Here is a 12,757-nt window from a genome sequence, read left to right on the forward strand (position 1 = left end):
AGCCCGTAGAAGGCAAACACAAACAGGTCGCGATTTATTCGATGGGTGGTGAAATTAGTTCAGAACAAGCTGTGCGGGGCGCGATCCAGGCGCATTCGAAACGCGTTTGGCGGTTCGGGTTGGCGTTGTCCGGAGCATCCGATGTAGCCGACGATCTGCTGCAATCCACGTGTTTGCGCGCGCTGGAACGGCACCACCATGTCACCTCGCACGATCGGTTGGACAGCTGGCTGATGACGATCTGCCGTTCAATCTGGCTGAATGAAGTGCGCGCGCGCTCGGTTCGCAAGGCGCAGGCCCTGACCTCTACTCCTGAGGCGGAACTAATTTCGCACCAACCGGATTCTGAAACGAATATTTTCGCCGCTGAAGTGTTTATACAGGTGATGCAACTGCCAGAAGCGCAGCGGGAAACAGTTATGCTCGTATTTGTCGAAGGCTACAGCTACCGCGAGGCTGCTGCGTTGCTGGAGGTTCCGATTGGAACTATTATGAGCCGGCTGTCGAACGCACGGCGGAAACTGAAAACGGTGATGCAGCATGAGGCGGCAGATGCTGTTCAACGGAGTGGCAAATGAAGTTCTCCGATGAGACGCTACTGGAATATCTGGAAGGCAAGCTGGATGAATCCGGGGCCAACGCAATTGAAAGTGCGGTTGAAACGGACCCTGATTTAGAATTGCGCCTGATGGCGCTGGACCCGTATGCACCAGCGGTTCAGGCGGTATTTGATCGTTTGTCTGCAGAAACGCCACAGATTGATTTGCCTGAGTCGGTGGCCCCGGCACAGCCTGTCTTTGGCGGATTGCGGTTGCTGGCCGTGGCGGCCTCAGTTGCGATAATCGCCGTTTCCGCAACGTTTTGGACCACACGTCCAGAGCCACTGGGTTGGGCTGAACAGGCGGCGATTTACCAGTCGCTTTATGTCCCCAAGACAATTGCGTCGTTGGACAATTCACCCGAATTATTAGATGCGCAATTCTCGTTGGCCGAGGAACAATTGGGCCACGCGCTCAACCGTGATGCGCTTGCGGCGCTGCCCGGGATGGAATTGAAACGCGCGCAGGTTTTGTCGTTCGAAGGTAAGCCTCTCATACAGGTCGTGTTTGCTGATGCGCAGGGTCGGCCTTTTGCCTTCTGTATCATCCGACAGGGGGGCGATGCGCCGAATATGGATGTCGAGCAGGAGATTCTGAGCGGTTTGGCTACGGCCACATGGTCCCAGGACGGTTTTGGATACATGCTGATTGGCAGCAGCGACCAGATTGATCTGAGCAGGCAACTTGAATTTCTAACTGCGAGTTTCGCAAGTTAAGCACGTAATGCGCAAAAAACGCCTTGTGAACTGACATAATTCCCAGAAATATACGGGGCATGACACCAAAGCCCGTCATTCCTGATCCGGACGAGGACGCCGACGCGGTAGGCCCTCAAAGTATCTATGACGTGGACCCGCCCGAAGATGACGATCTGTGGTTTTTGCCCCCGGAAGATGAAGAGCCGGTCGATGATTTCCTGATCCCCGGCCCGAAAACTGATCAGCGGTTACTGTTCGATCCACGGGATTGGCGCGCGGCTCAGGCCGAACTTTCTTATGAATTGGCAGATCTGGCAGCTATCTTTGGCGCTTTGGACGAACGTTTGCGGGCGGGGCCGGATGGATGGAGTCATCGTCTGGCACTGATGGATGTGTCGGATCTGGGGTGGTGGACCGGGGATCGGATCAGTGTTGACAGGCTCGCCCTGTGGACTGGTCTGCGAATTGGGGCGACGGGAGATGACGTGCAAGCCCTGTTCCGGGCGGGTTGGGCGGTGCGACGGCTGACCTCGGGGCCGGGCCCGTCCGACGGCGGCTGGGAGACCGGCCTGACTGCATTCTTGGATCGTATGGCGCAGGGGATTGAAGAGATTCCCGAGGCAGTGGCCGATCTGGCAGAAGTCATGAGAAACTCTGAAGGTCTGCACCCGGTGACGCAGGCCGCAATTGGATTTCATGCCTGGCGTGCGTTCTCTCCGGGGATCGGGCAGGATACCGAGGCTGCGATCATCGCAGCTCGCCATGCGGCTACGATGGGGCGGGGCGGCGCGATGTTCATGCCTCTCGCTCTGTCCGGACCAGGGGCATTGCGCGGAGCTGGGGAGGTGGACGAAAAACTCTCTGCATGGGTTCGCGGGGCAGGGCAGGCTGCCTTGGCGGCGCTGATGCATCTGGATCGGGTCAGTGCCTGGGAACAGCGCGCGCGTGAGGCAACTAGCGGGCTAAGCGGACGAACGCCACCTTTGTTGATCGATGTCCTGACCGCTTGGCCGATGGTCTCGGCACCGTTGGCCGAAGAACTGACGAAGGCCTCACGCGCAGCCGTGCAGCGCAATATCGATCGGTTTACCCGGCGCGGTCTAATTCGCGAAGTAACAGGGCAGGGGCGTTATCGGGTCTGGACGGCCGCATTGTGATCCAACAACCAGTCGCGAAAGGCACGCGCCGGTGGGCGCAAGGCTTTTCGGGAAGGGTAGGCAAGATGATAGGCTTCTTGACCGTCAATCTGAAAACCCGGCAGGCATGGGACAAGACCCGAAAGTTCCATAATCCGGTTTGACGCAGGCGCACGGGCTAGCGCGATGCCGCCTCCGCTAGCCGATAACTCGGCCGCCATCAAAGAGTTGTCGGCAAAGAAATACCGCGCTTGGCCGGTGGGTAGTCGCAAGGTTTCAAACAGAAGCGGCCAACTCGCGCGATGGGTTGAGACCTCGATCAATGGGAATTGAAACAGATCCGGAGGATGGTTGATTTGCTCAGCAATTTCTGGTGGGGCTACGGGATAGAGGTGTTCACGCATCAATAGATCGCCCTCGGCATTGAAGAGGGCGGGGTTGCCGAACACGATCTGCAGATCGGTGAACTGATTGGCAAAGTCCGAAACAAGATTACCGGTCATCAGAGAAAGGCTGATCTGAGGGTTTGCTACCTGAAAACCTGGCAACCCGCTGGCTAGAACCCCATGAGCGTAAAGTAGAACAGATTGCACAAATAGGCGTTGTTCACGAGTTTCGCCGAACAGGCCGGTTGTTGCGGTCTCCAACATCAGTAGGGATTGCTGGACCGACGGCAGATAGGCGCGGCCGGCCTCGGTCAATGTCACCGCATGGGCATGGCGGTGAAACAAAGGGGTTCCCAGCCGGGCTTCCAGCGCCTTTACCTGTTGACTAACGGCTGCTGCCGACATGTTCAGTTGCACGGCTGCGCGCGCGAAACTTTCGGTTCGGGCGGCAGCTTCGAAAACACGCAGCCAATTGAGTGAAGGGATGCGGGATGACATGAAGGCAGGCTAAGCTTAACTTACCCTTACGGGCAAGAGGTTACACGCTGAGCAGCCTTGAAACCGGCTTATCATGAGGTTGCAACCAGCCAGTGAGAAACGCCATGCCACAAGCTTCAACCACTCTGACCGACGCGCAAGCGGAACAATACTGGAAAGACGGATTCCTTTTCCCGCTGACGGTTTTTTCTCAAGACGAAGCTGCAGATATTCGTTCGGAACTAGAACAGCTTGAACGGGATTGGCTTACAGCGGACCTGCCTCTGCCGCTCAATACCTACAAGCGTGTGAACGCCCATTTGGTAATCCCGCTGGCCGCAAAAATTGCACTGGATCCGCGGGTGCTGGATTTGGTCGAAGGTGTGCTTGGCCCGGACATCATGATCTGGTCAGCCGAGTTTTTCATCAAAGAAGCCCACACCAAACATACGGTGGGGATGCATCAGGACCTGACCTATTGGGGCATGGGCGAAACGCCCGATCAGGTTACCGCGTGGATAGCGCTATCTCCGGCTACGGAAAAAAGCGGATGTATGGATTTTGTGCGCGCCAGCCACAAGAACCCGATCCTGCCACATAAGGACACCTATTCCGACACCAACCTGCTGTCGCGGGGTCAAGAGATTGCGGTCGAGGTCGCGGACGAAGACAAAACCCATATTGAGTTGGCACCAGGGCAAATGTCATTACATCACGGTCTGACAATTCATGGGTCCGGTCCAAATCGATCGGATGACCGCAGGATCGGCCTGGCAATCCGCTATCTCAACCCCAATGCAAGACAACTGGTCGCGGATCGAGATTATGCGCTGATGGCTCGTGGGCAGGACGGGCATTCAAATTTCGTGCACGTAGAACCTCCAAGCCAGCTTTTTTCTGATCAAGCGCTGGCTCTCTATGAACAAGTGCGCCGCGATCAGAGCAAAGCTTTGGCAGAAGGAGCCCAGGTTGCGGTACCGCTGTATGGATCGACTTGATCGCATCGCCTAACCAGGAAATGAATTAGCTGCCAATCTCACCGCGGTCTTTTGCCTTGGGTTGCATTCCGCATCGCCTTAAGGTTTTGAGGTGACCACGATGCGCACAGTATTCCCTGGGAAGAAATAATGACGAAAAAAGCATTGATTACCGGCATTACAGGGCAGGACGGCTCCTATCTGGCGGAGTTCTTGTTGGAAAAGGGCTATGAGGTTCATGGGATCAAGCGCAGGGCGTCGTCGTTCAACACACAGCGTATCGATCATATCTACCAGGACCCGCATGATCCCAGTCCCAATTTGTACCTGCACTATGGTGATTTGAGCGATACGTCGAACCTAACGCGCGTCATTCAGGAAGTGCAGCCAGACGAGGTTTATAACCTCGGTGCCCAATCTCACGTAGCGGTCAGCTTTGAGGCTCCTGAATATACGGCTGATGTAGACGCCATTGGCACCTTGCGGTTGTTGGAAGCAATCCGCTTTCTGGGGCTGGAAAAGAAAACACGTTTCTATCAGGCGTCCACGTCCGAGTTGTACGGACTGGTTCAGGAAACCCCACAACGTGAGGCGACTCCGTTTCATCCACGCTCGCCCTATGCGGTGGCTAAGCTGTATTCCTATTGGATCACAGTAAACTATCGCGAAGCCTACGGCATGTATGCCTGCAACGGCATATTGTTTAATCACGAAAGCCCGCGCCGCGGCGAAACCTTTGTGACCCGCAAGATTACGCGAGGGCTGGCGAATATCGCGCAAGGGCTAGAGCAGTGTCTTTATATGGGCAATATAGATAGCTTACGGGATTGGGGGCATGCGAAGGATTACGTGCGGATGCAATGGCTGATGCTGCAGCAGGACAACCCAGAAGATTTCGTGATTGCCACAGGCAAACAGTATTCGGTGCGGCAATTCATAGAATGGTCTGCAGCTGAGCTGGGTATTTCGCTAGAGTTCACTGGCGAAGGCATTGAAGAAATTGCGACTGTCGCGTCAATTGAAGGTGACAAGGCGCCTGCTCTCAAACCTGGTGACGTGGTATTGCGCATTGACCCGAAGTACTTCCGCCCGGCTGAGGTCGAATCGCTGTTGGGTGATCCCTCGAAAGCTAAGACCAAACTGGGGTGGGAACCTAAGCTGACCGTGCAGGACATGTGCGCCGAGATGGTTCAAGAAGACCTGAATACCGCCAAACAGCATGCGCTGTTGAAAGAGCATGGTTATGAATTGCCTGTGAGCATGGAAAATGGCTGAGGAGCAGCGCCATGCGTAAAGTCTATGTAGCAGGCCACCGCGGTATGGTTGGCGCTGCCATTCTGCGCCATATACAAAGCCGCCAGGCAGCGGGCGAAACGCTTGAACTGATCACACGCCCCCGCTCCGAACTGGATCTGACCAATCAGGTTGCTGTCCGAGATTTTATGCAGGCCGAGCGTCCGGATGTCGTCATTCTGGCCGCGGCCAAAGTGGGTGGTATCCACGCCAATAACACCTACCCAGCAGATTTTATTTACGACAACCTGATGATTGAATGTAACGTGATCCATCAGGCTTTCGCTGCTGGGGTAAAGCGCCTGCTACAACTGGGTAGCTCTTGCATCTACCCGCGTGCAGCCCCACAGCCGATGCGAGAAGATGCTTTATTGACGGGCGTGTTAGAACCGACAAATGAGCCCTACGCCGTGGCCAAAATCGCAGGGATCAAGCTGTGCGAAAGCTATAACCGGCAGCATGGTGTTGATTACCGTTCGGTCATGCCTACTAATCTGTATGGGCCGGGCGACAATTTTCACCCGGAAAACAGTCATGTGTTGCCTGCGCTGATCCGCCGGTTTCATGAGGCAAAGCGCGACGGGCTGGACGAGGTGAAAGTTTGGGGCACCGGCAAACCTCGTCGTGAGTTTCTGCATGTGGACGACATGGCCGAGGCGTCTCTTTATGTGCTCGACCTGCCGCGCGATGTGTATGAGGCAAATACCCAGCCGATGCTGAGCCACATCAATGTGGGTTGCGGCGAGGATATATCAATTGCGGACTTGGCAATATTGGTTGCCAAAACAATCGGCTTCACCGGGAAAATTACTCAGGATGACAGCAAGCCCGATGGTACTATGCAGAAGCTAATGGATGTATCGCGGCTTTCCTCTATGGGGTGGCGCGCGCGCGTCCGACTGGAAGACGGTATCCGTGAAACCTATGCTTGGTTTCTGGATCAGGCGGCTTCGGATATTCGCGCCAAGTAACCGCCCGGGGGTTAAGCCCGGGCAGTTTTTCGGTTCAGAACCAGCGGCCAATCGCCACTGCTGTTGGGGGCAGTGGTGTCGCATCGCTTGTCGTCGACAGTACCTTGAATGCCACTTGAGTTTCGGTCGGTGCTTCAAAGCCGATGAACCGCGCGCTGGCACCACCGCCGCCACTGACGGCAACAGTTGAGCCGGTGGCAAACGCCATCGGGAAATCCCAGACTGCCGCGTCGCTCGCAAATAACGCGCCTTCACTTGTGGTGCAGCCTATCGCGGGCAGTGTGACGGTACAGATCTGCGTACCATCCGCGAAACGAATGTAATCGCCATTGGGTGTTGCACCGCGCTCCAACACAGCCCCAGTCGGTATCCCAATATTTTCCGAGACAGTTCCAAGCAGATTGCCCGGACCATAGCCGTAGTCTGCCCGCATCAGGCGGCCGGGTGTGGTGTCGTCGGCGCTGGTTTGGACCGCCGCACCGCTCGCGGTGCCGCTCGCAGGGTCAATGCTCAGCGCGTTGGTCCATGTGCCGCCGTCCGGCGACACTTTGATGGTGAATCCGGTATTGCCAGTCAGACCCATTTCGGCATGTCCCGTCCAATTGGATTGGAACAGCAAGGATGCGGTGTCGCTTGCGTCGGCTTTGTTGATTTTTACCTGATGCCCGCCACCATCATGGCTGAGTAATGTGGCGGGAGATCGTACCGATAGCCGGTTGGTGCTGTCATACCCCGTGGCGATTCCCACGCCATCCAGGTTTTCTGTCGCGACAGGGGGGGGCATCCAGCTATTGCCGTCCCAGACCAGTAATTTCTCCTCACTTTCATCCCATGCGCGCCAACCAATTCGAGGGGGTACAAAATGCCAGGCATTATCCAGCCAGACGGCCAGCGAACCGGCGTGGCCGGCCCAATCCCCTGTTGGGGTGTTGCCCAAGGCGTGAACCTCTCCTTGATCCGGTGCGACAGGTGGGATCGTAGCATTGATCTTAGCGACACAGAGTTGAGTAATAATATCAAGCTGCCGTAGGGCTTCATTGTGGGTGACGTGCTTTTGGGCCTGTGACGGTTGCAAATAGGGCAGGTTCAAACGGGGAGAATTTTGTGGCACGGGCGTCCTCCTGTGGCTGTCGGTCTGACAATTGATTTGCGCGCCACATTGCCGTCCAGAGGATGAACCGCTGCTAACCGGGCCGAACGCCCCATAAAGCCCTTGCTAACGCTTCAGACGTTCACAACGAATTTCGGCCGAGGCGAAATTCGCTTCGGCCGAACAAAAAACGTCAAATACTTTGGGCGGTTCGTTATTGCGCCGCCTGACCAGTTGCCACGATGTCGTGTAGGTACTGGCTCAGATCCTCACGCAGGTCGTCGCGGGCCAGCGCGAAGGCGACCGTGGCCTGCAAAAATCCAGCTTTTGAGCCACAATCGAAACGTTGGCCGTCAAACTTGTAGCCAAACACCGGCACGCCGTTGCCAATATCTTCGGCGATTGCATCGGTTAGCTGAATCTCGCCACCGCTGCCCTTTTTCTTTTGATTCAGATTATAAAGTACCGACGGACCCAGCACGTAGCGTCCGATCACGGCCAGATTTGAAGGCGCCTCATCGGGTTTTGGCTTCTCAACCATGCCGCGTGCGCGTACCACCGTCCCAATGTTGTCACCCACGTCCAGCACACCATACGAGCTGGTTTTGTCGGCAGGAACCTCCATGGCTGCAACCATGTTACCGCCGGTTTCTTCATAAGCTTCTATCATTTGCTGAAGGCAGGGTTTGTCGGCTGCAATTACGTCATCGGGCAGCATAACTGCAAATGGTTCATCGCCGATCAGGCGACGAGCGCACCAGACAGCGTGACCCAGACCCAGCGCTTTGTGCTGGCGGATATAGGCGATTGCGCCGCTTTCCATGTTGGTCGAGTTCAGCGTTTCCAGAAGCTTGTCTTTGCCTTTGGCCTTAAGCTCCTGTTCCAGAACAAGATTGTGGTCGAAGTAATCTTCAAGTGCCGATTTGCCGCGCGATGTGACAAAAATGAATTCAGTGATACCCGCAGCGCGCGCTTCGTCGATGGCGTATTGCACCAATGGACGGTCAACCAGGGTCATTATCTCTTTCGGGACCGATTTCGTTGCTGGCAAAAAACGGGTGCCGAGCCCCGCAACGGGGAAGATCGCCTTTGTGACCTTACGTACCATTTGACCTCTCAAGTATCTAAAACAATTTTCGACAGTCTGTGTAGGACGCGGACCTCTTAGGCTCAGCAGCCCGAACAATCAACGCGAACACAGCCCTACAACATATATTTGAAGATCGTGACATCCGTGATGGAAGAAGTCAAAATGATCGGGAGATTTCTGCCGACACATCGCGGGTTTTTGCCTTGCTATGCCGCACAATCAAGCACCGCTGCGGATATCGTTATTTTTCTGTTCTGTTTCGAATATACTTTTTTCTTCAGCGATAGCCCCGGAGCCTGATTATGGCTCCGGGGCACATACATCAGGTGCTGGCCATAATTGCATCCAACGGGTCATGTTCGGCCACAAAATGATCGGGTTTTACCTCATTCAATTTTGGAACATACTCGTTTTCGCCAGCGGCTAACCGACTGGGAAGAAACCGAAGTGCGGCTTTGGGGTCCATAGGCGATGGCAATTCTCCGGGCAGTTTCAATCGCTGTCGGCTGCGCTCAATATCCGGGTCTGGGATTGGCACGGCCGAGATCAGGGATTTGGTGTAGGGGTGGACCGGATCCGAGCAGATAACCTGCCCATCCCCCAGCTCGACGATGCGACCCAGATACAGCACCATGATCCGGTTCGACACAGCGCGCACCACCGAAAGGTCATGGCTGATGAAGATCATGGATAGCCCGAACTCTTGTTGCAATTCTCGCAACAATTCGACGATTTGAGCCTGAATAGACACGTCTAGGGCCGAAACGGCCTCATCACAGATAATAAGTTTGGGCTTATTGATCATTGCTCGCGCAATTCCGACTCGCTGGTTCTGCCCGCCGGATAGTTCATGCGGATAGCGGTTGATCATGTTGGCATTCAGACCAACCCTTTCCATCATTTCAGCAACCAGACCTTTTCGTTCGCGCTCGGTCAGATCAGGGCGATAGGTCTTCAGCGGCTCGGCGATAGAGGCCGAGATCGTCATTCTTGGATCAAGGCTGGCCAATGGGTCCTGGAACACGATCTGAAGGTCTTTGCGGTATTTATTGAGTTCGGCGCGTCTGAGCCCGACAATCGGGTGACCCAGCCAACTGACATTGCCACCGCTGGGTTCTATCAGTTGCAGAACGGCTCGGGCCAGAGTGGACTTGCCGCATCCAGATTCACCCACGACGCCCAATGTCTCACCCTTGCGGATGTCAAAGCTGACGCCGTCGACCGCCTTCAATGGCACCTTGCGTCCGAACAGACCACCCGAAACATGGATCGGGAAGTGCACTTTCACGTCATCGACTTTAAGTAGGGGCTCATCAACCTTGTCCAAAGCTTTAGGCGCGTCGCCGGCATCAATGCGTGGCATCGCCTCAAGCAGAGTTCGCGTATATTCGTGTTGTGGCGCGCGGAAGATTTCGCGAGTTTCACCGGCTTCGACAAATTGTCCCAAGCGCATGACCTGAATGCGGTCGCACATTCGGGCAACGACGCCCATATCATGGGTGATCAGGGCAATAGCTGTGCCCTCATCCTTCTGCAGGCGCACCATCAGGTCCAGAATGTCGGCCTGAACGGTCACGTCCAGCGCAGTGGTGGGTTCGTCCGCAATCAGCAGCTTGGGATTACACAACATCGACATTGCGATCATGACCCGCTGGCGCATTCCGCCGGACAGCTCATGCGGATACTGATCCAGACGACGCTTTGCTTCTGGGATACGCACACGCTCCAACCATTCCAGGCAGCGGGCACGCGCGGCGGAACCTTGCAAGCCTTCATGCACCTGCAGGACCTCGCGCATTTGCTGACCGATCCGCAAATGGGGCGTCAGAGCAGTCAGCGGATCCTGAAAGATCATGCCTACATCCGATCCGCGGATTTTGTTTAGTTTGCCCACAGGCAGGTTCAGGATTTCCTTGCCGTTCAACGTGGCTGATCCCAATGCCCGGCCAGCGGGCGGCAACAGCCCCATCGCGGCCATGAAGGTCTGGCTTTTGCCCGACCCGCTTTCGCCGACGATGCCAAGGCACTCGCCTGGGTTGATGTCGAAACTGATGCCTTTGACGGCTTCGACCACGCCATCGGGAGTGTCGAACTGGACGCTCAGGTCTTTTACGGAAAACAAGCTCATATCAGCGATCCTTCGGGTCCAGAGCGTCACGCAGACCATCTCCGATGAAGAACATCGTGATGATGATGGCGACATAGAAAGTCAGAGGGAACAGCAACTGCCACAGCGTCCCGTAGCCCATCGTACCCGCTCCTTCAGCGATCAGACGCCCCAGCGAGGTATAAGGTTCCGAAATCCCCAACCCTAGGAATGAGATGAAGCTTTCAGTCAGGATCATTTCGGGCACCAGGAGCGAGGCATACACGATCACCACGCCCAGAAGATTGGGCAAGATGTGGCGATACATAATGGTGAACTCGCTGACACCGGCGGCGCGCGCGGCTTCGATAAACTCTCGGTTTTTCAGGGTCAGGGTCTGGCCCCGGACAATCCGCGCCATTGTAAGCCAACCCACAGCACCAAGGGCTATGAAAAGCATGAAGAATGACCGCCCGGCCACAACAAGCAACAGGATAATGACCAGCGTTGCTGGGATTGCCAGCAGGATATCGACAAAGCGCATCATCACGCTATCGGTGCGACCGCCGATATAGCCAGCGGCGATGCCATAGCAGGTTCCGACTATAAGGGCGGTTGCCGCCCCGATTAGGCCGACCAATAACGATGTTGTTGTCGCCTGAATGACCCGGCTATAGAGATCACGGCCCAGATCATCGACACCGAAAAAGTGCCCGGTTTCGACCGAGGGCATCCCCATGCCGCGCACGTCGCCCATGACGTTCCAATCGATCTCTTCGTTGCTCCACTCGGCGAAATATGGACCGATGATGGTAAACAGAACGATCAGACCAAGTATGAAGACACTGGCCATCGCGGCTTTGTTGCGGACGAACCGCATCCGTGCGTCTTGCCAGAGTGAGCGCCCCTGAATGACCGTGTAATCGGTGACATCTTCAGCCAGTTGGGCGGCTTTTTGTGATTTTCCAAGCATTGCCAGCCCCTTAGTAGCGGATTTTTGGATCGAACCAGGCATAGGCCAGGTCAGTCAGCAAGTTCACAACGACGGTCAGCGCGCCATATAGGATCGTGACTCCCAACAGCACGGCATAGTCCCGAGACAGAGCTGAACCCACATAGGCCTGCCCCAATCCCCCGGTCGAGAAATAGATGTCGACAAAAACCGAACCGGTTAGAACGTAGACAAAAACAGGCCCCAGATAGGACACTACGGGCAGAAGGGTTGGCTTCAGCGCATGACGCCAAATCACGGTTCTGGTTGGCAGACCCTTTGCGCGGGCGGTGCGGATGAAGTTCGAGTTCAGAACCTCAAGCATCGATGACCGTGTGATCCGCGCAATCGACCCCATATACGAAGTCGCCAGCGCGATCACGGGCATGATCAGATAGGGCCATTGCCCTCCATTCCAACCGCCGCCGGGCAGCCAGCCAAGCCAAAGTGTGAAGGTCAGGATCAGGATCGGGCCCATGATGAAGTTGGGCAGTGCCTGCGCCGCGATCCCCAAACCTACGGCGAAATAATCGATCCAGCTGTTGTGCTTGATCGCGGCGGCGATACCCAGGCCAACACCGACAGTAGTCGCAAGCAGGAATGACAGCGAGCCATATGTCAGCGAAATCGGGAAGCCCTGCGCGATGATGTCATTTACATCTCGATCCTTGAACTTGAAGGACGGGCCGAAATCGAAATGCACCACGATATTGTAGAGATAATCCCACAATTGCTTCCACAACGGCTGATCCAGCCCATAGCGGGCCTCGATATTGGCCAGAACCGCAGGCGGCAGAGGGCGTTCGGACGTGAACGGCCCGCCGGGTGCAAAGTGCATCAGAAAGAAACTGGCGACGATCAGTAACAGGATCGTCGGAACGGCCGCCAGCAGGCGCCGGATGATATAGGCAAGCATTTCATGCCCCCGTTATTGGTTCTGCCCCGAAGAGAACTCCGGGGCAG

Annotated in this window: 12 protein-coding genes; 6 read left to right on the forward strand and 6 right to left on the reverse strand. The window is 55.8% G+C overall.

Going from position 1 to position 12,757, the window contains the following annotated elements; all coding sequences use genetic code 11:
* The first annotated feature begins 41 nt into the window (after positions 1-41).
* Genes GOW93_RS11920 through GOW93_RS11930 form a run of 3 tightly spaced genes read left to right on the forward strand, consistent with a single transcriptional unit; the run spans position 42 to position 2,454 of the window.
* Positions 42-578 (forward strand): RNA polymerase sigma factor, encoded by a 537-nt coding sequence (locus GOW93_RS11920; protein WP_170384370.1) that lies wholly within the window; start codon positions 42-44, stop codon positions 576-578.
* Positions 575-1,315, forward strand: coding sequence for a hypothetical protein (locus tag GOW93_RS11925; RefSeq protein ID WP_170384372.1), 741 nt, complete (start codon positions 575-577; stop codon positions 1,313-1,315). The genes GOW93_RS11920 and GOW93_RS11925 overlap by 4 nt, the downstream gene beginning before the upstream one ends.
* Positions 1,316-1,374: 59 nt before the next feature.
* Complete coding sequence (locus GOW93_RS11930; RefSeq protein WP_170384374.1) at positions 1,375-2,454, forward strand: helix-turn-helix domain-containing protein; 1,080 nt, start codon at positions 1,375-1,377, stop codon at positions 2,452-2,454.
* Here the strand turns inward: GOW93_RS11930 and GOW93_RS11935 are convergent.
* Entirely contained in the window at positions 2,427-3,317 is an 891-nt protein-coding gene (locus GOW93_RS11935; RefSeq protein WP_170384376.1) for a LysR family transcriptional regulator, read from the reverse strand. The genes GOW93_RS11930 and GOW93_RS11935 overlap by 28 nt on opposite strands.
* A gap of 104 nt (positions 3,318-3,421) precedes the next feature.
* On the opposite strand from GOW93_RS11935, the gene GOW93_RS11940 reads away from it, so the two are divergent.
* The 3 genes from GOW93_RS11940 (at position 3,422) to fcl (ending at position 6,537) form a co-directional block, all read left to right on the forward strand.
* Entirely contained in the window at positions 3,422-4,294 is an 873-nt protein-coding gene (locus GOW93_RS11940; protein ID WP_170384378.1) for a phytanoyl-CoA dioxygenase family protein, read from the forward strand.
* Between the two features lie 129 nt (positions 4,295-4,423).
* On the forward strand, positions 4,424-5,548 hold the full coding sequence (gene gmd, locus GOW93_RS11945) for a GDP-mannose 4,6-dehydratase (RefSeq protein WP_170384380.1): 1,125 nt from the start codon (positions 4,424-4,426) through the stop codon (positions 5,546-5,548).
* Positions 5,549-5,559: 11 nt separating this feature from the next.
* Complete coding sequence (fcl, locus tag GOW93_RS11950) at positions 5,560-6,537, forward strand: GDP-L-fucose synthase (protein WP_170384382.1); 978 nt, start codon at positions 5,560-5,562, stop codon at positions 6,535-6,537.
* Between the two features lie 34 nt (positions 6,538-6,571).
* On the opposite strand, the gene GOW93_RS11955 is transcribed toward fcl, so the two are convergent.
* The 5 genes from GOW93_RS11955 to oppB form a co-directional block, all read right to left on the reverse strand.
* Positions 6,572-7,648 carry a DUF2793 domain-containing protein gene (locus GOW93_RS11955; protein WP_170384384.1) on the reverse strand — a complete coding sequence of 359 codons (1,077 nt, stop codon included), beginning with the start codon at positions 7,646-7,648 and terminating at the stop codon, positions 6,572-6,574.
* A 193-nt stretch (positions 7,649-7,841) separates the two neighbouring features.
* Entirely contained in the window at positions 7,842-8,735 is an 894-nt protein-coding gene (gene galU, locus GOW93_RS11960; protein ID WP_170384386.1) for a UTP--glucose-1-phosphate uridylyltransferase GalU, read from the reverse strand.
* A 304-nt stretch (positions 8,736-9,039) separates the two neighbouring features.
* Positions 9,040-10,845 (reverse strand): ABC transporter ATP-binding protein, encoded by a 1,806-nt coding sequence (locus tag GOW93_RS11965; RefSeq protein ID WP_170384388.1) that lies wholly within the window; start codon positions 10,843-10,845, stop codon positions 9,040-9,042.
* Position 10,846: 1 nt separating this feature from the next.
* On the reverse strand, positions 10,847-11,776 hold the full coding sequence (locus GOW93_RS11970) for an ABC transporter permease subunit (protein ID WP_170384391.1): 930 nt from the start codon (positions 11,774-11,776) through the stop codon (positions 10,847-10,849).
* Between the two features lie 10 nt (positions 11,777-11,786).
* Positions 11,787-12,710, reverse strand: a complete 924-nt coding sequence (gene oppB / locus GOW93_RS11975) for an oligopeptide ABC transporter permease OppB (protein ID WP_170384393.1) — start codon at positions 12,708-12,710, stop codon at positions 11,787-11,789.
* Positions 12,711-12,757: the final 47 nt, after the last annotated feature.

It is taken from the genome of Ruegeria atlantica (assembly GCF_013032455.1).
Lineage (GTDB): Bacteria > Pseudomonadota > Alphaproteobacteria > Rhodobacterales > Rhodobacteraceae > Ruegeria > Ruegeria atlantica_B.

Coding starts and splice junctions, on each gene's coding strand:
- GOW93_RS11920 (WP_170384370.1), top strand. CDS start 42: ATGGGTGGTGAAATTAGTTCAGAACAAGCTGTGCGGGGCGCGATCCAG.
- GOW93_RS11925 (WP_170384372.1), top strand. CDS start 575: ATGAAGTTCTCCGATGAGACGCTACTGGAATATCTGGAAGGCAAGCTG.
- GOW93_RS11930 (WP_170384374.1), top strand. CDS start 1,375: ATGACACCAAAGCCCGTCATTCCTGATCCGGACGAGGACGCCGACGCG.
- GOW93_RS11935 (WP_170384376.1), bottom strand. CDS start 3,317: ATGTCATCCCGCATCCCTTCACTCAATTGGCTGCGTGTTTTCGAAGCT.
- GOW93_RS11940 (WP_170384378.1), top strand. CDS start 3,422: ATGCCACAAGCTTCAACCACTCTGACCGACGCGCAAGCGGAACAATAC.
- gmd (WP_170384380.1), top strand. CDS start 4,424: ATGACGAAAAAAGCATTGATTACCGGCATTACAGGGCAGGACGGCTCC.
- fcl (WP_170384382.1), top strand. CDS start 5,560: ATGCGTAAAGTCTATGTAGCAGGCCACCGCGGTATGGTTGGCGCTGCC.
- galU (WP_170384386.1), bottom strand. CDS start 8,735: ATGGTACGTAAGGTCACAAAGGCGATCTTCCCCGTTGCGGGGCTCGGC.
- GOW93_RS11965 (WP_170384388.1), bottom strand. CDS start 10,845: ATGAGCTTGTTTTCCGTAAAAGACCTGAGCGTCCAGTTCGACACTCCC.
- GOW93_RS11970 (WP_170384391.1), bottom strand. CDS start 11,776: ATGCTTGGAAAATCACAAAAAGCCGCCCAACTGGCTGAAGATGTCACC.
- oppB (WP_170384393.1), bottom strand. CDS start 12,710: ATGCTTGCCTATATCATCCGGCGCCTGCTGGCGGCCGTTCCGACGATC.